Genomic DNA, 22,809 nt, shown 5'->3' with positions numbered 1-22,809 from the left:
TAATGGCAGAACAATTAGTAGAAATGAACCAACAATTGGAAAACCCCAACGAAGCAATCGCTCTTTTTGGGGTAAATGATGCTCATTTAAAAGTAATTGAACGAGAACTTAGTGTATCGATTGTGACTAGAGGAGAATCTGTTCGTGTATCTGGGGCAGATGAAACTGTGGTGCTCGTAGAAAAAATCTTACAACAGTTACTTGTTGTTATCCGTAAAGGTGTATCAATTTCGGAAAGAGATGTTGCGTATGCGATTCAGCTTGGGCAACAAGGGAAAATTGCTCAATTCGAAGAATTATATGAAGAGGAAATTTTTAAAACGGCAAAAGGTAAATCCATTCGTGTGAAAACGATGGGGCAAAGACGATATATTCATGCAATGAAAAAGAATGATATTGTATTTGGGATAGGACCTGCTGGGACAGGAAAAACATACTTAGCCGTAGTAATGGCTGTGAGAGCTTTAAAGCAAGGGTATGTAAAGAAAATTATTTTAACAAGACCTGCTGTAGAAGCTGGAGAGAGCTTAGGGTTTTTACCAGGTGATTTGAAAGAAAAAGTAGATCCGTATTTACGTCCACTATATGATGCGTTACATGATATTCTTGGACAAGAATATACACAACGTATGATGGAACGTGGTGTAATTGAAATTGCACCTCTTGCTTATATGAGAGGGCGTACTCTTGATGATTCATTTGTTATATTAGATGAGGCGCAAAATACAACTGGTGTTCAAATAAAAATGTTTTTAACACGATTAGGTTTTAGTTCTAAAATGGTTATTACGGGGGATCCCTCACAGGTAGACTTGCCAAAAGGGGTAAAGTCAGGTCTTTCTATTGCTGCTAATATTTTATCTGGTGTATCAGGTCTTTCGTTCATTACATTGGAACAAACGGACGTTGTGAGACACCCGTTAGTGCAACGTATTATTGAGGCATATGATAAAATGGAATGATCCTATTTGTCAGGATCATTTCTTTTTGTATGATAAGGTTGGCGAATGACATATTTTTTACTATCATTAAAGACGAGGGAAATAAACTATAGGTGAGAGTGGATAAAAATGTTGTCCGAAAAGTATCGTTACCTAGAAGAAATGAAAGCTATAAATAGTTTCACTTTATTTCTGGAGAGGAGAAGGTATTGAAATCATGTCAAGATCTCAAGAAATTTCTAAGTGGTTTCGTAATTTACAACATTCGAAAAAACTAAGTTGGATTTCTTACGTTTTATTAGGGGCAGTGCTGTTTTTTGCACTTATGAATAATGTAAAACCAGAGCAATTAGATGTTACAACATATTCTATTGCGAAAAAAACAATCCATTCTCCTATTAAAATTGAAGATAAAGTTACAACGGACAAAAAGAAAAAAGAAGCCGCTACAAAAGTTGAAGATCAATATACATATAAAAGTGAGTATAAACAAAATAAAGTGGATATTGTGAATGACGTCTTTGCTAAAGTAGATGAAGTGATACAAGAGATTAAAGCGGTTGGACCGGATGAGCAAAAAAAGATTACTGATGCTGAAAAAGTGGACAAGTTGAAAAAAAAATTGCCTACTGATTTAACGAAAGAATTATCTGATTCAAACTTACTAAACTTAATTAATGCGGATTCGAACCAATTAGTATTAGCGAAAGATGCAACAGTTACAGCTATTAATAGTATCATGACTGAGCATGTTAAAATGGATGAATTGAAGGATGCGAAGGAACGATATGTAAGTGAGATGAATAGTGTTAATGTTGATAATGGTTTAAAGGAATCTATTAAGGCGTTAGGGAAATATGCGATTTCTGCAAACTATTTTTATGATCCGACCTTAACAAAAGAGAAGAGAAAAGCGGAAGAAGATTTAGTTCCACCTGTTTATATTCTTCAAGGGCAAGTCCTTGTTAGAGAAGGTGAAACGATTTCAAGTGATATGTACAATCAGTTGAAATTAGTTGGCCTGTTAGAAAAAGGGAACAGTTTTCAACCCTATGTTGGGTTAGCGGTACTCATTGGTGTGCTATTGTACTTTATGCATAAGCAGTTTGAAGTGTTTTTACAGCGTAAAAGAGAAGATAGGCCGTATGTCTTAGCGTATATTACAATTTTGTCTATCACGATTGTTTTAATGAAAATCATTAGTTTGTTTCAAAAGCTTGAGTATGCAGGAATCGCGTATGTTGTTCCAGTTGCAATGGGAACAATACTTGTAAAATTAATGATTGGTGATCGATTTGTATTTTTAACGAGTATGATCTTTTCTGTATGCGGAAGTATTATGTTTAATGAAGGTGTAACGAGTACACTGAATTATAGTGTGGGGATTTATGTTTTATTAAGTTCATTATCAGTTAGTATTTTCTTGAGAGAAAAAAATCGTCGTACGATGATTTTACAAGCTGGTATACTCGTTTCTGTATTAAATGTAGTCGTATTAGCGGCTTTGCTATTATTACGTAACGGGAATTTTTCGCCTCTTGAAATTGGGGTGCAATTATTAATGGCTGCTGTTTCGGGTATTATCTCTTCTGTTCTAGCTATGGGGATTTTACCGTATTTAGAAAGTGGTCTTGGGATTGTATCGAGTATGAAATTGATGGAACTTTCAAGTCCGAATCACCCGCTTTTGCGTAAAATTTTATTAGAAGCACCAGGTACATATCACCATAGTGTAATGGTAGCTAATCTCTCAGAAGCTGCTTGTGAAGCAGTTGGAGCAAATGGAGTATTAGCGCGTGTAGGGGCGTATTATCATGATGTAGGGAAAACGGTACAACCACAGTTTTTTATTGAAAACCAGATGGGGATTGAAAACCCGCATGATAGATTAGACCCTGTAACGAGCAAAGATATTATAATTGCTCATGTAACCGATGGGGTGAGAATGTTAGAAGAACACCATATACCTCAAGAAATTATCGATATTGCTGGACAGCATCATGGTACAACGTTACTTAAATATTTTTATTATAATGCGATTAAAGAAGATAAAGAGAAATATACGGAGGAAATGTTCCGCTATCCAGGATCAAAAGCAACTTCTAAAGAATCGGCGATCGTTGGTATTGCTGATAGTGTGGAAGCGGCGGTACGTTCGATGAACCATCCAACACCAGATCAGATTAATAATTTAGTGCAAAGTATTATTAAAGATCGCCTGCAAGATGGTCAATTTAGTGAATGTGATTTGACATTTAAGGAACTACAAATCGTTGGAAAAACGTTATGTGAAACGTTAAATGGTATTTTCCATTCCCGTATTACATATCCGGAACCGCCGGAAGAAAAGGAGAAAGAATGAGTTTATTAATTGATTTTATTGATGAAACAGAAGAAGTGAAAGACGAATATATAAGTTTGATTCGAGGTTTAGTAGAGAAAGCAGCCCAAATGGAGAACATAGAAGAAGGTGCAGAATTATCGGTTACATTTGTAGATAATGAACGTATTCGTGAAATAAACCGTGATTACCGAGATAAGGATCAGCCTACGGACGTTATTTCTTTTGCTATGGAAGAAATGGGAGAAGGCGAAATGGAAATTGTCGGTGCAGAGATGCCGCGTATGTTAGGAGATCTTATTATTTCTATTCCGAGAGCAAAAGAACAAGCTGAAGAATATGGACATTCTTTTGATCGAGAACTTGGGTTTTTAGCACTACATGGCTTTTTGCATTTGCTTGGTTATGATCATATGACAGAAGAAGATGAGAAAGAAATGTTTGGAAGACAAAAAGAAATTTTAGAGGCCTTTGGATTAGGACGATGAAAACAGGAAAACTTTTAGATAGTTTTGGATATGCTATAGCTGGTATATACTTTTGTCTTCGTCATGAACGAAATATGAAAATTCATTATTTAGCCGCAGTCATCGTTATATGCTGCGGCTTTTATTTCCATATTACAACAATGGAATGGGTTGTCGTACTTATTGTGATAGGGATTGTAATGAGTTTAGAGATGGTGAATACGGCTATTGAAAAAACAGTAGACTTAGCAACCGTCGATATTCATCCGGTTGCAAAAATTGCAAAGGATGTTGCAGCAGGGGCAGTTTTATTATTTGCAATTATAGCTGCTGTAATTGGTGCTATTATCTTTTTACCGTATATGGTATAGTTGCATTCCGAAGCTTTTATTAAGCTTTGGGAGCGCCGTGAAGGCCTTTAATGAAAGAGTGTATCTATTCACATCTATGAACGGAAAGGATGCGGGAATATGAATAGCGAACAATTAATTCAAGAAGCAACCGAAGCGCGTAAACGAGCGTACGTACCATATTCTAAATTTCAAGTAGGTGCAGCTTTACTAACTCAGGATGGAAAAATATATCGTGGATGTAATGTTGAAAATGCATCATATGGTTTATGTAACTGTGCAGAAAGAACAGCGTTATTTAAGGCAATTTCTGAAGGGGATAACGAGTTTGTAGCTATTGCAGTCGTAGCGGATACAAAGCGTCCAGTACCTCCTTGTGGAGCATGTCGACAAGTTATGATAGAATTATGTAAACAGGATACGAAAGTATACCTATCAAACTTACATGGTGATGTTCAAGAGACAACAGTCGGAGAATTGTTACCAGGAGCATTTTTAGCGGAGGATTTACATGAATAGAAAAGGTTATAAATCAGGTTTTGTCTCTATTATTGGCAGACCGAATGTTGGGAAATCTACATTTTTAAATCGTATTATTGGCCAAAAAATTGCCATTATGAGCGATAAGCCACAAACAACTCGTAATAAAATTCAAGGTGTATATACAGAAAATGATTCACAAGTAGTTTTCATTGATACACCAGGAATACATAAACCTAAACATAAACTAGGCGATTTCATGGTGAAGATGGCTCAAACGACATTAAAAGAAGTTGATATTGTTTTGTTTATGGTCAATGCAACTGAAGGATATGGTCGTGGTGAGGAATTTATTATTGAGAAATTACAAGAAACGAAACAACCGGTATTTTTGGTAATTAATAAAATTGACCAACTTCATCCAGAGCAATTGCTGGAGTTGATTGATCAATATCGTAAATTATATGATTTCGCGGAGATTGTGCCAATTTCTGCATTGGACGGTAATAACGTTGAAGCGTTAATCGGAGCAATTAAAAAGTATTTACCAGAAGGACCGCAATATTACCCGGATAATCAAGTAACGGATCATCCAGAGCGATTTATTATTTCAGAGCTTATTCGTGAAAAAGTATTACATTTAACACGTGAAGAAGTACCGCATTCTGTAGCGGTTGTTATTGATGCAATTCAAAAGCGTGAGGGCGGAGCGGTTTATATAAACGCAACGATTGTTGTTGAACGTGCATCACAAAAAGGAATTATTATAGGTAAGCAAGGGAAGATGTTAAAAGAAGTCGGTAAGAGAGCTCGTTTTGACATTGAAGCACTTCTTGGTTCTAAAGTATTTTTAGAAGTATGGGTGAAAGTGCAAAAAGATTGGCGTAATAAGATGTCACAGCTTCGTGACCTTGGTTTCCGTGAAGACGAGTATTAATATGAAGTAAAGTTGTGATCAGTGGATGTTTTGTTCATCCGCTGATTATTGGTTTTTATGAACCTTGATAAATTAGGAAAAATTTTTCTCACATGAAAATGAACAAAATGGGTCAACTTAATAACAACAAAAGAAATTGGTTTATAGGCTACGCTTATTGAGAAAGGTGGATTCTTATGCTAGATTTTACCTGGAAGTTTTTCTCCAAAACAGGAAGCATTGAAACGTATTTGCTTTTGAAAGAAATGGAAAAAGACGTAAACGATGAGATGGATCAACATGAAGAGGAGTTAGCGCATCTAGACTCTCCAATTTCTTGACCCGTTTTGTTCAAACCTTGGATGGTGACGAACATGTTTCAAAAAGTTGAGGGCATTGTTATCCGTACGACTGATTACGGAGAAACAAATAAGATTGTTACAATATACTCACGGGAATTTGGTAAGGTAAGTGCAATGGCAAGAGGGGCGAAAAAGCCGAAGAGTCGGTTAGCAGCTATTTCGCAACTTATGACACATGGTCATTTTCTTATTCAAATGGGATCTGGACTTGGAACTTTGCAACAAGGCGAGATTATTTCATCTATGAAAGAAATTCGTGAGGATATATTTTTAACTGCTTATGCATCATTTATTATTGAATTAACCGATAAAGCAACAGAAGATAAGAAGCATAATCCGTATTTATTTGAAATGTTATATCAAACGTTGCATTATATGTGTGAGGGTGTTGATCCAGAAGTATTATCATTAATTTATCAAACGAAAATGCTTCCGGTATTAGGGATGCGCCCGTACTTTGATACATGTGCTATTTGTCATCAAGAAACAGATTTTGTCGCCTTCTCTGTCCGGGAAGGCGGTTTTCTGTGCTCGCGTCATGCGGAGCAAGATCCGTATCGTATTCCGGTGGGAGAGGCTGTTCATAAATTATTACGTCTCTTTTTTCACTTTGATTTACACCGGCTCGGTAATGTATCGGTGAAGGATAGTACAAAAAAACAAATGCGCACAGTATTGAATACATATTATGACGAATATTGTGGGATTTATTTGAAAACAAGGCGTTTCTTGGAACAACTTGATAAGTTTCAAATATAAAAAGGGCCGTATACGGTCCTTTTTACATACTTTCTTTTTCGAATAGCATATTTAGTATATAATATTTAAGAGATAGTATAACTTTTTTCGTTGTGCATTAAAGGTGGTGATTATCATAGAGCTGAATAAACGGCAAGAGCATATCATTCAGATTGTAAAAGATCACGGTCCTATTACAGGGGAGTCAATTGCTGGGCAATTGGGTTTAACACGTGCAACGCTAAGACCAGACTTAGCAATTTTAACGATGGCTGGTTATTTAGAAGCGCGTCCACGTGTAGGTTATTTTTATACGGGTAAAACCGGGGGACAGCTATTATCTGAAGCTGTTAAGAAAATTAAAGTGCAAGATTATCAATCTAGACCGGCTGTAATTGATAAAAATGTATCAGTATACGATGCAATCTGTACTATGTTTCTAGAGGACGTTGGTACATTATTTGTTGTAGATCAAGCTACTTTATTAGTTGGCGTTGTATCTCGTAAAGATTTATTACGAGCTAGCTTAGGAAAGCAGGATTTAACCTCTCTTCCGGTTAATATTATCATGACAAGGATGCCAAACATTGCGATGTGTCGCAGGGAGGATTCTTTATATGATATTGCGATGGAATTAATAGAAAGACAGATTGATGCGATGCCGGTTGTGAAGGATACGAAACAAGGTTTAGAAGTGATTGGGCGAATTACAAAAACAAATATTACACGTGCGTTTGTAAATTTAGTAAATAACGAATAAGTGTAATTTGTTTAAAGTGAGGTAATGTAATGGATAATAAAATCGTATATGTCGTATCTGACTCTGTAGGAGAAACGGCTGATTTGGTTGTTAGAGCGGCAATGGGACAGTTCCCATTCGCTCCTGATATTAGGCGTGTACCGTATGTAGAAGATACAGGGACATTAAAAGAAGTAATCTCGATTGCCAAGAGCAATCAAGCGCTTATTTGTTTTACGTTAGTAAAGCCTGATATGCGTCAATATTTATTGACAGAAGCGGCAAAAGAAGGAGTAGAGGCATACGATATTATCGGACCTCTTATCGATCAAATTGAAGAAATTACAGGGCAAGTACCAAGGTATGAGCCAGGTGTCGTTCGAAGATTAGATGAAGAGTACTTTAAAAAAATTGAAGCGATTGAATTTGCAGTTAAGTATGATGATGGTAGAGATGCACGTGGTATTTTAAAAGCTGATATCGTGTTGATTGGAATTTCACGTACATCAAAAACACCACTTTCACAATATTTAGCGCATAACAAACGTTTGAAAGTTGCTAATGTACCACTTGTACCGGAAGTGGATCCGCCTGAGGAATTATATCAAGTGGCAAAAGAGAAATGTTTCGGTTTGAAAATTATACCAGATAAGTTAAATCATATTCGAAAAGAACGATTGAAATCACTTGGATTAAGTGATGGAGCAACATATGCAAATATTAATCGTATTCAAGAAGAAATTGATCATTTTGAGGAAGTAATTAGTAAAATAAATTGTCAAGTGATTGATGTATCAAATAAGGCAATTGAAGAAACAGCAAATATTATTGTGAATGCAGTGCAAAACCAAAAAATGTTTTAGCACATTTACCAAAGGTGAATGTGCTTTTTTCGCTCGTGAGAAGGCGTTAGAGGAAGATGCGAAGTAGAGCATGAACTTTCGGCTTAGTAATAGAATATAGCGGAATGGTTATACTTATATTCTTCTGTTTTTTAATTATGCTAAAGGAACGATTTCGTTATCTTTAAGTGTAAGGTGAAAATTAAAGGGATATGTAGCGTAGTTGAAGAAAATATATTATAATAAAAAATTGTGATAAAAACCTATATTTTACGTTTAGACTTTAATTTTTCAGAATAAACTAGGGATAGGATTTTCGAAAAAGACATGTATTTACGTTAAATCGACAAAATCTAGACAAGAAAACGCACATTATGGAAGGATTCACAGAAGGGATGTAGAATACAGAAATATGCAAAACATCAGATAAGATATTATTTGATGCAGATGCGTATCCCGTGAAGAATGCAATTGTGCAAGTTGGAACAAAATTTTATGTCGAAATTTTGTTTGTCGTATCCTATGCTCATCGTTCAAGAAAACAGCAAGGTAATTGGGTCTATGTAGATTCTGAGCAAGATGAAGTTGACTGTTATATTTATTAACATGCAAAAGCTACAGATCTCATGATCATACAGGCTATAGTGCTTCTTGCTAGTCTTCTTGTGAAAAAGGAGTATATGTATTGTCTCCAGGAGATACATTTGTAACAGATGAGCAAATGTATACAATTTTATATAGTAGTATGTATCTGCGAATTTACGCAGACTGGGGACTTATACGAAAGGTCCAAAATCGTTTACACAATGTGATCGACAGTACTTTCTAACAAATTTAGAAAAATATTGTCGAATTATAAAGGAATCTTTTAATTTATATCGAATACAAAATACGACACGGAGATGGAGTTATGGGGAACAGAATTCCTGAAGAAGTTGTTGAACAGATTCGGACATCATCCGATATTGTAGAAGTGATTGGTGAGTATGTTCAACTTAGAAAGCAGGGGCGTAACTATTTCGGCCTTTGTCCATTTCATGGTGAGAATTCTCCTTCATTCTCTGTTTCATCTGATAAGCAAATTTTTCATTGTTTCGGATGTGGAGAAGGTGGAAATGTATTTTCTTTTCTTATGAAAATGGAAGGACTTGCTTTCACAGAGGCTGTTCAAAAGCTTGGCGAAAGAAATGGAATTGCAGTTGCAGAATATACATCAGGGCAAGGACAACAACAACAAGAAGACATATCTGATGACACTGTCATCATGCAACAGGCTCATGAACTTTTGAAAAAGTATTATCATCATTTATTAGTAAATACAGAAGAAGGAAATGAAGCACTTTCATATTTATTAAAACGTGGTATTACAAAAGAGATGATTGAGAAATTTGAAATTGGTTATGCATCACAAGCTTGGGATGCAGCAACGAAAATTTTACAAAAAAGAGGTTTGTCGCTATCTAGTATGGAACAGGCTGGCCTTCTTGTAAGAAGTGAGAAGGATGGCAGTCATTATGACCGCTTCCGCGGAAGAGTTATGTTTCCGATTTATACTTTACAAGGTAAGGTGATAGCGTTTAGTGGAAGGGCATTAGGAGATGACACTCCGAAATATTTGAATAGTCCTGAAACACCGATTTTTTACAAAAGTAAGCTGTTGTATAATTTCCACCAAGCAAGGCCGTTTATTAGAAAACGTGGGCAGGTTGTCCTTTTTGAAGGTTATGCCGATGTACTAGCCGCGGTGAAAAGTGGTGTGGAAGAAGCTGTTGCGACAATGGGAACAGCTTTAACTGAAGAACAAGCGAAACTTCTGCGACGTAACGTTGAAACTGTTGTTCTTTGCTATGATGGTGATAAAGCAGGGCGAGAAGCGACGATGAAAGCAGGGCAATTACTATTGCAAGTTGGTTGCCAAGTGAAAGTTACATCCTTGCCAGATAAGCTTGACCCTGATGAATATGTGCAACAATATGGGACAACCGCTTTTGAAAATCTTGTGAAATCAAGTATAAGTTTTGTTGGTTTCAAAATAAATTATTTGCGTTTAGGGAAAAATTTGCAAGATGAGTCTGGCAAAGAAGAATATGTAAAAAGTGTTTTAAAAGAGTTATCATTGCTACAGGATGCGATGCAGGCGGAATCATATTTAAAATCATTATCGCAAGAATTTTCGTATTCAATGGAAACACTTTTGAATCAATTGCACCAATATCGCAAAGAACAAAAGGTACAGCAAAAACAAATAAAGCAGGTTTCTAAGCCATCTCAAATTGTTCAAACGAAACCGAAATTAACAGGTTTTGAAAGGGCAGAAAGAGAAATTATTTACCATATGTTGCAAAGTGCAGAAGTGACAGTGCGTATGGAACCTCATATAGAAGATTTTTATACAGAAGAACATAAAGGGATTTTATATGAACTATACGCATATTATGAAAAGGGAAATGAACCTTCAGTCGGAACATTTTTAAGTTGGCTCTCTGATGAAAAGTTGAAAAATATTATTACTGATATTTCGACGGATGAATTTATTAATCCAGAGTACACAGAAGAAGCGTTACAAGGTCATTTGGAGGCGCTAAGACGCCATAAAGAAAAACTTGAAAAGATGGAAATTATCTTTAAAGTAAAACAAATGGAAAAAACAGATCCTGTAGAGGCTGCTAAATATTATGTGGCATATTTACAAAGTCAAAAAGCAAGAAAATAGCTTTTTCGATAAAGTTTTAGTATAATGAATGTTTGTATCTCGCGTAAGGAGGGGAACAGATGGCTGATAAACCAGCTCGTTCTAAACAAATTGAAACTGAAATGACCCTTGAGCAAGTGAAAGAACAACTCACTGAGCTCGGAAAAAAACGTGGCGTTCTTACATATGAAGAGATTGCAGAACGCATGAATGGATTTGAAATTGAATCCGATCAAATGGATGAATACTATGAATATTTAGGTGAACAAGGGATTGACTTAGTTGGTGACAATGACAACGACGAAGGTCCTAATAATCGTCAAATTACAAAAACGGAAGAAGAATTTGACCTTAATGATTTAAGTGTGCCGCCAGGTGTGAAAATCAATGACCCTGTTCGTATGTACTTAAAAGAAATTGGTCGTGTAGACTTACTATCTGCTGAAGAAGAAATTCGACTTGCGACACGTATTGAAGAAGGCGATGAAGAAGCAAAACGCCGTCTTGCGGAAGCAAACTTACGTCTTGTAGTAAGTATTGCAAAGCGCTACGTGGGCCGTGGTATGCTTTTCTTAGACTTAATCCAAGAAGGAAATATGGGTCTAATTAAGGCAGTTGAAAAGTTCGACTACCGTAAAGGTTTTAAATTTAGTACGTATGCAACTTGGTGGATTCGCCAAGCTATTACACGTGCGATTGCAGACCAAGCGCGAACAATTCGTATTCCAGTTCATATGGTTGAAACAATTAATAAGTTAATCCGTGTACAACGTCAATTATTACAAGATTTAGGACGCGAACCATCTCCTGAAGAGATTGGTGAAGAAATGGATCTTGCTCCAGAAAAAGTACGCGAAATCTTAAAGATTGCACAGGAGCCAGTTTCTCTTGAAACACCAATTGGTGAAGAAGACGACTCCCATTTAGGTGACTTTATCGAAGACCAAGAAGCAACATCGCCTGCGGACCATGCAGCGTATGAATTGCTAAAAGAACAATTAGAAGATGTGTTAGATACACTAACAGATCGTGAAGAAAATGTTCTGCGTCTTCGTTTTGGTTTAGATGATGGACGAACTCGTACGCTTGAAGAAGTTGGGAAAGTATTCGGCGTAACGAGAGAACGTATTCGTCAAATTGAAGCGAAAGCACTTCGCAAATTAAGACATCCAAGCCGTAGTAAGCGTCTTAAGGATTTCTTAGAATAGGCTACCTTTAAGTTTACTTCACTTTTGTGAAGTAAACTTTTTTGTTTTGTTAATTTTTGTTAAAATTTAGCTATCGGCAACGATTACAATTTCTTGTAATTTATTTTACAGAATTGTCTTTTGATTTGCAAATGCTCATTTTTCGATTTTTCGATTTATTTTGTTTATTATATACAAAATAATATGTAGAAAAGTAAAAAATATGATGAGAAACGTTAGTAATTATCGAAATAATATGCGATATAATAGTGAAAATCAATAAAATGAATTTACGGAATATTTCTAACAAATAGTAGTTTGCTCTTTTCTGATAGGGCGTTTTCAAGTACAATATAAATGACTGAATCATCTAACTATTTAGCGGTATAGAGGGGGGAGAAGAGATATGAAACGTAATCCGTTGATTCCGTTCGCTCTTATTGCAGCATTAGGTATTATCGTTATGTTTGTATTTTCATTTCAGGGGCTAAATAAATCTAAAGAGTTAGCTGATGCAAAAAATGGTGGGAAACCAGCACAAACAGCATCAAAGCCAGAGGATATTGTAAAGCAAAGCTGTACGAGCTGTCATGGTGATCAGTTACAAGGAGCGGTAGGCCCTAATTTACAAAAAATTGGTGGGAAACTTTCAAAAGATGAAATTAAAGAAGTTCTGTCAAAAGGAAAAGGAAATATGCCAGCTAATTTAATTCCAGCTGATCAAGCAACGAAAGTAGCTGATTGGTTATCGAAGAAAAAATAAAGTATAGAAAAACAAGCCTTTTGCTTTTTGCAAAAGGCTTGTTTTTCTATACTATCTAAAATACGATTAGTAATAGAGAATTGAAGTATTGTTATGGACTTGCAACAACTACTATAAATTCATTATCATGGAGACAGACTGAGAAGAGAAGGAGTAATGGAAATACATGAATGAAGTAAAGCTTTCGAAACGATTAGAAGAAGTTGTGAGGGAGATTCCGGTAGGCTCTACAGTAGCTGATATTGGATCGGATCATGCGTATTTACCGTGTTATACAATTATAAATAATATTGCTACAAAAGCAGTTGCAGGAGAGGTTGTAGATGGACCGTTTCGCTCTGCACAAGCAACTGTAGCTGAAAGTGGCTTACAAGATAAAGTAGACGTTCGTAAAGGGAATGGATTAGCTGTTATAGTGCCAGGAGAAGTAGATGTTATTACGATTGCTGGTATGGGTGGAGCGTTAATTCGTGACATTTTAGAAAGTGGTAAAGAAAAATTAGAAGGTGTAACACGTTTAATCTTACAGCCGAATATTGCAGCACACCATATCCGTGAATGGTTTATTGAAAATGGATGGGAGCTTATCCGTGAGAAAATTGTAATAGAAGACGGAAAGATTTACGAGATTTTAGTCGGAGAGCGAGGAGATACAGCAGTACCTTACTCTGAAAATAAACAAGCTGAATTGTTTATGGGTCCATTTTTAATAAAAGAAAAAAGTGAAGCTTTTATTGAAAAGTGGGAAGGGGAATTGAAAAACTTCCAAAATATTTTAAAACAGTTAGAACGTGCAGCAGAGTCTGAAGAGACAAAAGCGAAGCGTGCAGAAGTAGAAGCGAAAATGAAAATGATAGGAGCGGTTTTATCATGAGTAAAATTCCGAATGGTCATGAAATTATTTCTTTGTTTGAAGGTATGTATCCGAAGCATTTAGCGATGGAAGAGGATAAGATTGGCTTACAGATTGGAGCGCTTAATAAACCTGTCCAGCACGTATTAATCGCGTTAGATGTAACTGAGGAAGTTGTGGACGAGGCGATCCAATTAGGAGCGAATATCATTATAGCGCACCATCCTTTAATCTTTAATCCGTTAAAAGCGATTCATACAGATAAGGCGTACGGAAGAATTATTGAAATGTGTATTAAAAATGATATTGCGGTTTATGCCGCACATACAAATGTAGATATTGCTAAGGGCGGGGTAAATGATTTACTTGCTGATGCGTTAGGGTTACAAAATACAGAAGTATTAGCTCCTACATATGCAGAAGAAATGAAAAAAATTGTTGTATTTGTTCCAGTAACCCATGCAGAAGAAGTGCGCAAAGCTCTTGGAGATGCGGATGCAGGTCATATCGGTAATTATAGCCACTGTACGTTCGGTAGCGAAGGGGTAGGTACGTTTATCCCTCAAGAAGGTACAAATCCTTATATCGGAGAAACTGGGCAGTTAGAACGTGTGGAAGAGATACGTGTCGAAACGATTATTCCAGCTTCATTACAAAGAAAAGTTATTAAAGCGATGTTGGCAGCCCATCCATATGAAGAAGTGGCATATGATGTATATCCGCTTGATAATAAAGGTGAAACATTAGGTCTTGGTAAAATAGGGTATTTACAAGAAGAAATGACGCTTGAGCAGTTTGCTTTACATGTGAAACAATCATTACATGTAAAGGGTGCAAGAGTTGTTGGAAAGTTAGATGATAAGGTGCGTAAAGTAGCTGTACTTGGTGGTGACGGTAATAAATATATAAACCAAGCGAAATTTAAAGGAGCAGATGTATATGTAACAGGTGATATGTATTATCATGTTGCTCACGATGCGATGATGATTGGTTTAAATATAGTCGATCCAGGACATAATGTTGAAAAAGTAATGAAGCAAGGTGTACAAAAACAATTGCAAGAAAAAGTAGATGTGAAGAAATTCAATGTACACATTCACGCTTCGCAGTTACATACAGATCCATTCACATTTGTATAAGAAAAATAAAAACCGTTGCTCATGTAGGCAACGGTTTTTATTATTGTTCTTTTTTCACTTTTACACGAGGTAGTATCTTTTGAAGTGGTACTTTTCGAATTCTGTCCCATGTAGCTGGATTCATTGGGTCATATTGATCTAAGAAAGCAATAACTTCTTTTGTAATTGGCGTTGGAGTAGAAGCACCTGCTGTAACAGCTACGTTTTCTACACCTTGTAGCCATTCTAATTGGATTTCACTTACGTCTGCAACGCGGTATGCTGTCGTACCAGCGATTTCTTGTGATACTTGTGCTAAACGGTTTGAGTTGTTACTTTTCGGATCACCGACAACAATTGTTAAATCTGCAACATCAGCTTGTTTAGCGACAGCTTCTTGGCGAACTTGAGTTGCTAAACAAATTTCCTTGTGGAATTCTGCTGTTGGGAATTTTTTCTGAATGTCCTCCATTAAATGTTGAACATCCCATTGACTCATTGTTGTTTGATTCGTAACTAAAATTTTATCAGTTGGAATTTCTAGTGTTTTTAAATCATCAGCTTTTTCGATAAGATGAACGATATCAGGTGCGATACCAACTGCGCCTTCTGGTTCTGGATGATTTTTTTTGCCGATATAAATGACATGGTATCCTTCAGCTTTCTTTGCTTCGATAAGGTCATGTGTTTTTGTAACATCTGGACAAGTTGCATCAATTGTCGTTAAACCTTTTTCTTTTGCACGTTGTTTAACTTCTGGAGAAACACCGTGTGCAGTGAAAATAACAGTACCAGAATCGATTTTATCTAAAATTTCTAATCGACTTGGACCGTCTAATGTAATGATGCCATCCTCTTCGAAAGCATCTGTGACATGCTTATTGTGAACAATCATACCTAAAATATAAATGGGTCTCGGTAATGATTTATCTAATGCGGCGTTACGTGCAATAACCATTGCGTCAACAACACCATAGCAATAACCACGAGGGGAAATTTTAACAATCTTCATGTGAGTAATCCTCTCCTTCTAAACAAGGGATACTTTTGTGCATAGTCCATTACATTATAAAGGAGGAGTGGATAGAAAACAAAGGATTGTTACACATATAGTTTTGGTTTTGTTGCTGATTGTTGAACGGGTTCTTTCGGAACCTCTTTTTCTATTACCGGTTCAAGCACTATTTTTTTTCGTTTCCTTTTTGGAGGTGGAGGGGGTGGAGTTGCTACCTCAACCTGTTCTGTTGCATCTTCAGTTTGATTTTCTTCCGTACTTTTTCCAGAGGTGAGGATTTTAACAATGCTTGGTAGACTACGCATAATGGGACCGTACTGTTCGACAACAGGACCGACAGATTGCACGACTTGAGATACTTTTTCGATATTATTTATCATATTAGTTGGGTTCGAAATTAAATTTGAAAAAAAACTACCGATGCCGCTGCTAGATGCCGCTGCAGTTGTAGCTGACGCAGCACCACGTGTATCATTTGATTCATACATTTGAGGTGGTATCATCTGCTCTGGATATTGCTGCATGTATGGCTGATATTGTTGTGTATATTGTTGTTGGTATGGCTGTTGCTGTTGATATTGGGGCGGCGGTTGTTGGTGCATCATCGGTGGCCCTTCCATTTGTCGATAAGGAGGGACCATTTGCATGAAAGGTTCGGTTGGATCGTGTTTTTTAAAGAGTTTAGCAAGGAAACCTTTCTTTTTTTGAGCCATCGGTGGTAGTTGTGGAATCGGATATGGTGTGTAAGATTGTTGTCCTCGATTCGGATACATTTGTCTTATAGGGGATTTCGGAAACATGTGGGAAATCCTCCTTTCTTCAGTTAGGTATATACACATACAATATGCAATGGAAGGAAAGAAGGTTAGTTTTTGAGATAAAAACCTAAACTAAAGATGGATTTTACTTGTAGATTTCGATATAATGTAGACTTGACTGATTTGTGCGCAGTAGAAATTTTAGAAAGAAGGTGTAACTTATGACACTACAAACTTTTACACAGTATGATTTTAAACCATTTTTAATAGATGCAGTTCGTGAACTACGCTTTACAGAGCCAACAGGAATTCAAAAGAAAATTTTCCCGGTCGTGAAAAAAGGTGTGAGTATAATTGGACAATCCCAAACTGGTTCTGGGAAAACACATGCATACTTACTTCCTACATTAAACAGAATTGATGCAAGTCGTGAAGAGGTACAACTTGTTATTACAGCGCCTACTCGTGAGTTAGCACAACAAATTTACGAAGAAATTGTAAAACTAACAAAGTTCTGTGCAGAAGATCAAATGATTACAGCACGCTGTTTAATTGGTGGAACTGATAAACAACGATCAATTGAAAAGTTGAAAAAACAACCTCATATTGTAGTTGGAACGCCAGGACGTATTAAAGATTTAGTAGAAGAAAAGGCGCTATTTGTTTATAAAGCGGATACTATTATTGTCGATGAAGCGGACTTAATGCTTGATATGGGATTCATTCAAGATGTAGATAAAATTGCGGCACGTATGCCTAAAAATCTGCAAATGTTAGTTTTCTCTGCAACAATTCCTCAAAAATTAAAACCATTTTTGAAGAAATATATGGAGAATCCAGAACATATTCATATTAATCCGAAGCAAGTTGCAGCAGGAAATATTGATCATTACCTTGTGCCTTCAAGACACCGTAATAAAACTGAATTAGTGAAAAATATGCTACTTCAATTTAAACCATATTTAGCAATTGTCTTTACAAACACAAAGAAGAAGGCTGACGAAGTAGCCGATGGATTAGCAGAACGTGGATTAAAAGTAGGGCGTATACACGGTGATTTATCACCACGTGATCGTAGAAAAATGATGAAACAAGTTCGTGATTTAGAGTTCCAATACATTGTCGCAACAGATTTGGCGGCACGCGGTATTGATATTGAAGGAATTAGCCATGTTATTAACTATGAACTTCCACCAGATTTAGATTTCTTCGTTCACCGTGTTGGAAGAACTGCACGTGCGGGTCATTCAGGTATTGCAGTGACGATTTATGATCCAGCAAATGAAGAAGCGTTAGATAGTTTGGAAAAACAACGTCATATCGAGTTTAAGCATGTGGATTTACGCGGAGATGAATGGGCGGATTTAGGTGACCGTCGTCGTCGTAAGAGCCGTAAAAAACCAAGTGATGGACTAGATGTTATGGCAACAAAAGTTGTTAAAAAGCCGAAAAAAGTAAAACCAAACTATAAACGAAAACTTGCAACAGAACGTGACAAAGTGAAGAAAAAATATAGCAATAAAAAAAGATAAGGGATTTCCCTTATTTTTTTTTATCTCACTACTTGAGAGAAAGTCGAGTAATGCAGACTAATAATTAGTGAGGGGTAGAAAAAACGTTGACTAAAGTTTCGCTTTATTGGGTTAATTTAAGTATAGAGTGCAGAATGTTTGAATAGTCTGTTTAATTTATGTAGTGCCTTTTGTGTGAACAAACAATTCGCTACATATTTCTACAAATTATGCTATCATTATATCTATTGTATATTGAAGAGGTGATTGTATGTTAAAGATTGGATCTCATGTTTCTATGAGTGGTAAGAAAATGTTATTAGCAGCAAGTGAAGAGGCTGTTTCATACGGTGCAACGACGTTTATGATTTATACAGGTGCACCGCAAAATACACGAAGAAAACCAATTGAAGAATTGAACATAGAAGCAGGAAGAAAACATATGGAACTAAACGGTATTGAAGAAATTATCGTACATGCGCCATACATTATTAATCTTGGGAATACGACGAAGCCAGAAACATTCCAATTAGGTGTAGACTTCCTTCGCATGGAAATTGAAAGAACATCGGCATTAGGTGTAGCGAAACAAATCGTTCTTCACCCAGGTGCGCACGTTGGTGCAGGAGCGGATGCTGGTATTCAACAAATTATTAAAGGGCTTAATGAAGTATTAACGCCAGAGCAGACGGTTAACATTGCGTTAGAAACGATGGCAGGAAAGGGAACGGAATGCGGTCGTAGCTTTGAAGAAATTGCGAAAATTATTGATGGTGTGAAATATAATGAAAAACTATCTGTATGTTTTGATACGTGTCATACGCATGATGCAGGTTATGACCTTGTAAATGATTTTGACGGTGTGTTAAACGAATTTGATAAAATTGTTGGGATAAATCGTTTACAAGTACTTCATATTAACGATAGCAAAAATGTACGCGGAGCTGGAAAAGACCGTCATGAAAATATTGGTTTTGGTCATATTGGCTATAAGGCATTGCATCACATTGTGCATCACCCACAACTTACGCACGTACCAAAAATTCTTGAAACGCCGTATGTAGGTGAAGATAAAAAAGATAAGAAGCCACCATATAAATTAGAAATCGAAATGCTGAAAAATGGTACTTTTGATGAAGGAATTCTTGAAAAAATTAAAGCGCAATAAGGAGGGGATTTTCCCCTCCTTATTTTAATAGCTGCTGAAATAAAATATTTACTTGTTGGGCAGTGGCAGGAGTAGTTACTTTAGCGATTTGTTTTAACAAATCTAGTCGCTCGGTATTATCGTAAATGTTAATGTTTTTCCCTTTCATAAGTAAAACGATTTTATCAGCTTGTGCAGTTGTGATTGGAACTTCGTATTCTTTACTATATTTCAATAGTTCTTTTGTAGAAATATGATTTAATTTTTTGTTCACAATTTGTTTAATGAGGTTCATCGTGTTGTCCTCCTTCACACGTTCTTCTATCGAAATATATGTACGCATAGCTTGTACATATTCGTATCAAGGCGCATTTTTTCAATGGGGAAAAGAAGCTTATGTTATAATATAAGAACAAAACTATAGATAAAGAGTATAAGGAGGACTTATGGAAAAAAAGCAACATCGAAAAGAAAGTGTTATTCATCTTGTATATCGTTTAGTTATGATTGTCTTTGGGGCAGCGTGTGCGGCGGTAGCGATTGAACTGTTTTTAATGCCAAATAAAATTATTGATGGTGGAATTATTGGTATTTCTCTTATATTAGATTATCTTACTCCTAATATTTGGTGGTTAAGCTTTTCTACTTTAGTTGTTATCCTCAACATTCCTTTTATGTACTCCGGGTATAAGCAAATTGGAAAAACATTCATGTTATCTTCAGCATTTGGAATTGTAGCTTTAGCATTTATTGAATCAACGTTGCATGCTATCCCGCCATTTACAACAGAGCCGATTTTAGCAACAGTTTTCGGCGGTCTTATTTTAGGGATTGGTGTAGGACTTGTTATTCGTCATGGTGGATCGTTAGACGGGACCGAGATTATGGGAATTCTATTAACGAAGAAATTACCGTTTTCTGTTGGTGAATTCGTAATGTTTGTGAACTTATTCATTTTTGCATGGGCAGCATTTGTTTTTGGTGTTGAACAAGCGATGTATTCTGTTATGACGTACTATATCGCATTCAAAACAATTGATACGGTAATTCAAGGATTAGACGAAACGAAAGCAGTTTTAATAGTATCGGATCAATATGAGGAAGTATCAAATGCAATTTTACACCGCCTTGGTCGTGGAACAACAAAACTTGTTGCTAAAGGTGGCTATACAGATAAAGAAAAAGAAGTTATTTATGCAGTTGTAACACGTCTGGAAGTGACGAAGTTAAAATCAATTGTGCATGAAATTGATGAAAACGCATTTGTTACGATTATGAATACACAAGAGACAAATGGTGGTAAGTTTAAATCAGCAATTCACTAAAAAGTTAATTGTAATATCTTTTGAAAGCAGAGAATTCTTCTCTGCTTTTTGTTATAATAATAAGGTTTCTTGAAATAAAGAATATATTTTAGGCAGATTGGTTTACAACTATAATAAGCTGTACTATAATTCAAATAGAGATAAATCGGAATCATTCTGAATTAAAACAGGTGAGATGCTATGAATAATATATTGGAAATAGAAGGATTAACGTTTCGGTATGAAGATCGCAACGTGTTAGAAGATATTAATTTGCAAGTTCCGAAGGGAGCTTTTTTAGGTTTAGTTGGACCGAATGGTTCAGGGAAATCGACTTTACTTAAATGCTTATTGGGTGTTTTAAAACCAAAGCAAGGAAGTATTAGATTGTTTGGCATTGATAGTAAGAAATTTAAAGAGTGGAATAAAGTTGGTTATGTATCCCAAAAGGCAAGTAGCTTTAACTCAGGTTTCCCGGCAACTGTTTTCGAGGTTGTTTCAATGGGGCTCGTTTCGAAAAAAGGGCTTTTTCGCTTTTTTACGAAAGACGATAATGCGAAAGTAGAAAAAGCGATTGCTGATGTAGGTATGAGCGAGTTTCGAGGTCGCAACATTGGAGAACTTTCTGGCGGACAACAACAGCGTGTATTTATTGCTCGTGCACTTGTAAGTGATCCGGAATTGCTTATTTTGGACGAGCCTACTGTTGGGATTGATGTGAAGAATGTGGCAAGTTTTTATGAGATACTAGAGGATTTAAACAAAAGATTGGGAATTACGTTAATTCTTGTTACGCACGATATGGGTGCTGTAACAGAGAAGGTGACGCATGTTGCATGTTTGAATCAGCATTTACATTTCCATGGGAATGTAGAGAAATTCCGAGAGTTAGAAGATGCAGAAATGTCGATTTTATATGGACATCATGTTCATCGCTTAGAACATGAACATGGGCATCACGGGAGGATATAATGATACAGGATTTTTTACAATATGATTTTTTACGTAATTCCTTATACGCTGGTATTTTAATAGGGCTTGTCGCACCACTTATCGGCGTGTTCGTTGTAATTCGCCGCATGTCGCTTATTGCGGATGCATTAAGTCATGTGACGTTATCAGGAATTGCAGCAAGTTTATTACTTGAAAAGACAATCTTTACCGGTGGGTTTTTAAACCCTTTATATATGGGGATGTTTTTTTCAATCGGTGGAGCATTGCTAATTGAAAAATTACGTACTGTATATAAACATTATCAAGAGTTAGCAATCCCGATTATACTTTCAGCAGGGATGGGGATTGGAGTTATCTTCATCTCACTTGCTAATGGATTCAATACGGATTTATTTAGTTATTTATTTGGTAGTGTAAGTGCTGTAACAAGTGCGGATTTAATTATTATTGGTATAGTAGCAATTGTTGTTATTGCGACGATTGTTTTATTATACAAAGAGTTGTTTTTACTATCATTTGATGAGGAATACGCTGTATCAACCGGTTTAAGTGCAAAGTGGATTCACTTTATCTTCATTATATTAGTTGCTCTTGTAATTGCGGTATCAATGCGTGTTGTAGGTGTTCTTCTCGTATCATCTTTAATGACGTTACCAGTTGCAGCAAGTATTCGTATTGCAAAAGGATTTAAACAAACAATTTTCTTTTCCATTTTATTTGGTGAAATTGCAGTAATTGGTGGAATGTTTGCTTCGTATCAACTTGATTTAGCTCCAGGTGGTACAATTGTTATGATAGCGGTTCTTATTTTAATTGGTGCAATTTTATGGAAAAAGAAAAAAACTGCATAAAGTAGGGATAGGTATGAATCTAACAGAAGCTTTACGCCTAATGAAGGAAAAGGGATACAAACATACAGGGAAAAGGGAAGAAATGCTGAGGTTATTCGCAGCTCATAATCGTTATTTAACTGCGAAAGATGTTTTAGAGCATATGAAGGGTGATTATCCAGGACTTAGTTTTGATACGATTTATCGTAACTTAACGGTTTTTGCTGAAGTCGGTGTTTTAGAGCAAACGGAATTAAATGGTGAAAAGCATTTCCGTTTTACATGCTCCATTATGGAACATCATCATCATTTCATTTGTTTAGATTGTGGTGGTACAAAAGAGATTAATTCCTGCCCGATGGATTTTATGAATAAAGATTTTAAAGGTTATGAGGTAACGGGGCATAAGTTTGAAATATATGGTCGTTGCCCAAAATGTGCAAAATGAGAGGGCTCGTCAGTTATATAACTGACGAGTTTTTAATTTGAATGTAAAAAAAG

Annotated in this window: 25 protein-coding genes; 22 read left to right on the top strand and 3 right to left on the bottom strand. The window is 36.1% G+C overall.

The genetic code is table 11. The features are described 5' to 3' along the window. Window positions 1–2: 2 nt before the first annotated feature. The 16 genes from I6L50_RS27380 to I6L50_RS27305 all read left to right on the top strand — a co-directional run bounded on the left by I6L50_RS27380 (window position 3) and on the right by I6L50_RS27305 (window position 14,810). Complete coding sequence (locus I6L50_RS27380) at window positions 3–962, top strand: PhoH family protein (RefSeq protein ID WP_002015189.1); 960 nt, start codon at window positions 3–5, stop codon at window positions 960–962. 196 nt (window positions 963–1,158) lie between these two features. After that, window positions 1,159–3,303: an HD family phosphohydrolase gene (locus tag I6L50_RS27375; RefSeq protein WP_002015188.1), complete on the top strand. Its 2,145-nt coding sequence runs from the start codon at window positions 1,159–1,161 to the stop codon at window positions 3,301–3,303. Further along, window positions 3,300–3,770, top strand: coding sequence for an rRNA maturation RNase YbeY (gene ybeY, locus I6L50_RS27370; RefSeq protein WP_002088675.1), 471 nt, complete (start codon window positions 3,300–3,302; stop codon window positions 3,768–3,770). Before I6L50_RS27375 ends, ybeY begins: the two co-directional genes overlap by 4 nt. After that, complete coding sequence (locus I6L50_RS27365; RefSeq protein WP_219303555.1) at window positions 3,767–4,120, top strand: diacylglycerol kinase family protein; 354 nt, start codon at window positions 3,767–3,769, stop codon at window positions 4,118–4,120. Before ybeY ends, I6L50_RS27365 begins: the two co-directional genes overlap by 4 nt. Before the next feature lie 99 nt (window positions 4,121–4,219). Beyond that, on the top strand, window positions 4,220–4,618 hold the full coding sequence (locus tag I6L50_RS27360; RefSeq protein ID WP_113935594.1) for a cytidine deaminase: 399 nt from the start codon (window positions 4,220–4,222) through the stop codon (window positions 4,616–4,618). After that, window positions 4,611–5,516 (top strand): GTPase Era, encoded by a 906-nt coding sequence (gene era, locus I6L50_RS27355; RefSeq protein WP_219303554.1) that lies wholly within the window; start codon window positions 4,611–4,613, stop codon window positions 5,514–5,516. The genes I6L50_RS27360 and era overlap by 8 nt, the downstream gene beginning before the upstream one ends. A 176-nt stretch (window positions 5,517–5,692) precedes the next feature. Continuing rightward, window positions 5,693–5,836: a YqzL family protein gene (locus I6L50_RS27350; RefSeq protein ID WP_000883924.1), complete on the top strand. Its 144-nt coding sequence runs from the start codon at window positions 5,693–5,695 to the stop codon at window positions 5,834–5,836. A gap of 33 nt (window positions 5,837–5,869) precedes the next feature. Then, complete coding sequence (gene recO / locus I6L50_RS27345; RefSeq protein WP_002129136.1) at window positions 5,870–6,616, top strand: DNA repair protein RecO; 747 nt, start codon at window positions 5,870–5,872, stop codon at window positions 6,614–6,616. Between the two features lie 106 nt (window positions 6,617–6,722). Further along, window positions 6,723–7,355 (top strand): transcriptional regulator CcpN, encoded by a 633-nt coding sequence (ccpN, locus tag I6L50_RS27340; protein ID WP_002015181.1) that lies wholly within the window; start codon window positions 6,723–6,725, stop codon window positions 7,353–7,355. A gap of 29 nt (window positions 7,356–7,384) precedes the next feature. Next, window positions 7,385–8,197 carry a pyruvate, water dikinase regulatory protein gene (locus tag I6L50_RS27335; protein WP_002015180.1) on the top strand — a complete coding sequence of 271 codons (813 nt, stop codon included), beginning with the start codon at window positions 7,385–7,387 and terminating at the stop codon, window positions 8,195–8,197. 664 nt (window positions 8,198–8,861) lie between these two features. Continuing rightward, entirely contained in the window at window positions 8,862–9,005 is a 144-nt protein-coding gene (locus I6L50_RS27330; RefSeq protein ID WP_162836445.1) for a hypothetical protein, read from the top strand. Between the two features lie 81 nt (window positions 9,006–9,086). After that, entirely contained in the window at window positions 9,087–10,889 is a 1,803-nt protein-coding gene (gene dnaG / locus I6L50_RS27325; protein WP_002015179.1) for a DNA primase, read from the top strand. A gap of 59 nt (window positions 10,890–10,948) precedes the next feature. Continuing rightward, on the top strand, window positions 10,949–12,076 hold the full coding sequence (gene rpoD, locus I6L50_RS27320; RefSeq protein ID WP_000764062.1) for an RNA polymerase sigma factor RpoD: 1,128 nt from the start codon (window positions 10,949–10,951) through the stop codon (window positions 12,074–12,076). A gap of 385 nt (window positions 12,077–12,461) precedes the next feature. After that, on the top strand, window positions 12,462–12,818 hold the full coding sequence (cccA, locus tag I6L50_RS27315; RefSeq protein ID WP_002015178.1) for a cytochrome c550: 357 nt from the start codon (window positions 12,462–12,464) through the stop codon (window positions 12,816–12,818). Between the two features lie 166 nt (window positions 12,819–12,984). Then, entirely contained in the window at window positions 12,985–13,692 is a 708-nt protein-coding gene (locus tag I6L50_RS27310) for a tRNA (adenine(22)-N(1))-methyltransferase (RefSeq protein WP_219303553.1), read from the top strand. Next, entirely contained in the window at window positions 13,689–14,810 is a 1,122-nt protein-coding gene (locus tag I6L50_RS27305; RefSeq protein ID WP_219303552.1) for a Nif3-like dinuclear metal center hexameric protein, read from the top strand. Before I6L50_RS27310 ends, I6L50_RS27305 begins: the two co-directional genes overlap by 4 nt. A gap of 40 nt (window positions 14,811–14,850) precedes the next feature. Here the strand turns inward: I6L50_RS27305 and I6L50_RS27300 are convergent, their stop codons facing one another. Next, window positions 14,851–15,801, bottom strand: a complete 951-nt coding sequence (locus tag I6L50_RS27300) for a 4-hydroxy-3-methylbut-2-enyl diphosphate reductase (protein ID WP_002015175.1) — start codon at window positions 15,799–15,801, stop codon at window positions 14,851–14,853. An 89-nt stretch (window positions 15,802–15,890) separates the two neighbouring features. Then, window positions 15,891–16,604 (bottom strand): VrrA/YqfQ family protein, encoded by a 714-nt coding sequence (gene vrrA / locus I6L50_RS27295; RefSeq protein WP_002138368.1) that lies wholly within the window; start codon window positions 16,602–16,604, stop codon window positions 15,891–15,893. A 179-nt stretch (window positions 16,605–16,783) separates the two neighbouring features. Here vrrA and I6L50_RS27290 point away from each other — a divergent pair, with 179 nt between their 5' ends. Further along, window positions 16,784–18,094 carry a DEAD/DEAH box helicase gene (locus tag I6L50_RS27290; RefSeq protein WP_002015172.1) on the top strand — a complete coding sequence of 437 codons (1,311 nt, stop codon included), beginning with the start codon at window positions 16,784–16,786 and terminating at the stop codon, window positions 18,092–18,094. 250 nt (window positions 18,095–18,344) lie between these two features. Next, on the top strand, window positions 18,345–19,241 hold the full coding sequence (locus tag I6L50_RS27285) for a deoxyribonuclease IV (protein WP_002088660.1): 897 nt from the start codon (window positions 18,345–18,347) through the stop codon (window positions 19,239–19,241). A gap of 19 nt (window positions 19,242–19,260) precedes the next feature. On the opposite strand, the gene I6L50_RS27280 is transcribed toward I6L50_RS27285, so the two are convergent. After that, on the bottom strand, window positions 19,261–19,515 hold the full coding sequence (locus tag I6L50_RS27280) for a DUF2624 domain-containing protein (protein ID WP_002088657.1): 255 nt from the start codon (window positions 19,513–19,515) through the stop codon (window positions 19,261–19,263). A 151-nt stretch (window positions 19,516–19,666) separates the two neighbouring features. Here I6L50_RS27280 and I6L50_RS27275 point away from each other — a divergent pair, with 151 nt between their 5' ends. The 4 genes from I6L50_RS27275 to I6L50_RS27260 all read left to right on the top strand — a co-directional run bounded on the left by I6L50_RS27275 (window position 19,667) and on the right by I6L50_RS27260 (window position 22,756). Further along, complete coding sequence (locus tag I6L50_RS27275; protein WP_002015168.1) at window positions 19,667–20,545, top strand: YitT family protein; 879 nt, start codon at window positions 19,667–19,669, stop codon at window positions 20,543–20,545. Between the two features lie 180 nt (window positions 20,546–20,725). Beyond that, window positions 20,726–21,496, top strand: coding sequence for a metal ABC transporter ATP-binding protein (locus I6L50_RS27270; RefSeq protein WP_002015167.1), 771 nt, complete (start codon window positions 20,726–20,728; stop codon window positions 21,494–21,496). Then, on the top strand, window positions 21,496–22,329 hold the full coding sequence (locus I6L50_RS27265) for a metal ABC transporter permease (protein WP_002015165.1): 834 nt from the start codon (window positions 21,496–21,498) through the stop codon (window positions 22,327–22,329). Before I6L50_RS27270 ends, I6L50_RS27265 begins: the two co-directional genes overlap by 1 nt. 13 nt (window positions 22,330–22,342) lie before the next feature. Beyond that, window positions 22,343–22,756 carry a Fur family transcriptional regulator gene (locus I6L50_RS27260; protein WP_002015164.1) on the top strand — a complete coding sequence of 138 codons (414 nt, stop codon included), beginning with the start codon at window positions 22,343–22,345 and terminating at the stop codon, window positions 22,754–22,756. The last annotated feature ends 53 nt before the right edge of the window (window positions 22,757–22,809 follow it).

It is taken from the genome of Bacillus sp. FDAARGOS_1420 (genome assembly GCF_019344915.1).
Taxonomy (GTDB): Bacteria; Bacillota; Bacilli; order Bacillales; family Bacillaceae_G; genus Bacillus_A; species Bacillus_A mycoides.
Note: the sequence above shows the minus strand (reverse complement) of the source record. Positions and strands in the feature narration are given on the sequence as shown.

What these genes read in the sequence shown, in the direction of transcription:
- I6L50_RS27380 (WP_002015189.1), top strand. Translation starts at nt 3, where the DNA reads ATGGCAGAACAATTAGTAGAAATGAACCAACAATTGGAAAACCCCAAC.
- I6L50_RS27375 (WP_002015188.1), top strand. Translation starts at nt 1,159, where the DNA reads ATGTCAAGATCTCAAGAAATTTCTAAGTGGTTTCGTAATTTACAACAT.
- ybeY (WP_002088675.1), top strand. Translation starts at nt 3,300, where the DNA reads ATGAGTTTATTAATTGATTTTATTGATGAAACAGAAGAAGTGAAAGAC.
- I6L50_RS27365 (WP_219303555.1), top strand. Translation starts at nt 3,767, where the DNA reads ATGAAAACAGGAAAACTTTTAGATAGTTTTGGATATGCTATAGCTGGT.
- I6L50_RS27360 (WP_113935594.1), top strand. Translation starts at nt 4,220, where the DNA reads ATGAATAGCGAACAATTAATTCAAGAAGCAACCGAAGCGCGTAAACGA.
- era (WP_219303554.1), top strand. Translation starts at nt 4,611, where the DNA reads ATGAATAGAAAAGGTTATAAATCAGGTTTTGTCTCTATTATTGGCAGA.
- I6L50_RS27350 (WP_000883924.1), top strand. Translation starts at nt 5,693, where the DNA reads ATGCTAGATTTTACCTGGAAGTTTTTCTCCAAAACAGGAAGCATTGAA.
- recO (WP_002129136.1), top strand. Translation starts at nt 5,870, where the DNA reads ATGTTTCAAAAAGTTGAGGGCATTGTTATCCGTACGACTGATTACGGA.
- I6L50_RS27335 (WP_002015180.1), top strand. Translation starts at nt 7,385, where the DNA reads ATGGATAATAAAATCGTATATGTCGTATCTGACTCTGTAGGAGAAACG.
- dnaG (WP_002015179.1), top strand. Translation starts at nt 9,087, where the DNA reads ATGGGGAACAGAATTCCTGAAGAAGTTGTTGAACAGATTCGGACATCA.
- rpoD (WP_000764062.1), top strand. Translation starts at nt 10,949, where the DNA reads ATGGCTGATAAACCAGCTCGTTCTAAACAAATTGAAACTGAAATGACC.
- cccA (WP_002015178.1), top strand. Translation starts at nt 12,462, where the DNA reads ATGAAACGTAATCCGTTGATTCCGTTCGCTCTTATTGCAGCATTAGGT.
- I6L50_RS27310 (WP_219303553.1), top strand. Translation starts at nt 12,985, where the DNA reads ATGAATGAAGTAAAGCTTTCGAAACGATTAGAAGAAGTTGTGAGGGAG.
- I6L50_RS27305 (WP_219303552.1), top strand. Translation starts at nt 13,689, where the DNA reads ATGAGTAAAATTCCGAATGGTCATGAAATTATTTCTTTGTTTGAAGGT.
- I6L50_RS27300 (WP_002015175.1), bottom strand. Translation starts at nt 15,801, where the DNA reads ATGAAGATTGTTAAAATTTCCCCTCGTGGTTATTGCTATGGTGTTGTT.
- vrrA (WP_002138368.1), bottom strand. Translation starts at nt 16,604, where the DNA reads ATGTTTCCGAAATCCCCTATAAGACAAATGTATCCGAATCGAGGACAA.
- I6L50_RS27290 (WP_002015172.1), top strand. Translation starts at nt 16,784, where the DNA reads ATGACACTACAAACTTTTACACAGTATGATTTTAAACCATTTTTAATA.
- I6L50_RS27285 (WP_002088660.1), top strand. Translation starts at nt 18,345, where the DNA reads ATGTTAAAGATTGGATCTCATGTTTCTATGAGTGGTAAGAAAATGTTA.
- I6L50_RS27280 (WP_002088657.1), bottom strand. Translation starts at nt 19,515, where the DNA reads ATGAACCTCATTAAACAAATTGTGAACAAAAAATTAAATCATATTTCT.
- I6L50_RS27275 (WP_002015168.1), top strand. Translation starts at nt 19,667, where the DNA reads ATGGAAAAAAAGCAACATCGAAAAGAAAGTGTTATTCATCTTGTATAT.
- I6L50_RS27270 (WP_002015167.1), top strand. Translation starts at nt 20,726, where the DNA reads ATGAATAATATATTGGAAATAGAAGGATTAACGTTTCGGTATGAAGAT.
- I6L50_RS27265 (WP_002015165.1), top strand. Translation starts at nt 21,496, where the DNA reads ATGATACAGGATTTTTTACAATATGATTTTTTACGTAATTCCTTATAC.
- I6L50_RS27260 (WP_002015164.1), top strand. Translation starts at nt 22,343, where the DNA reads ATGAATCTAACAGAAGCTTTACGCCTAATGAAGGAAAAGGGATACAAA.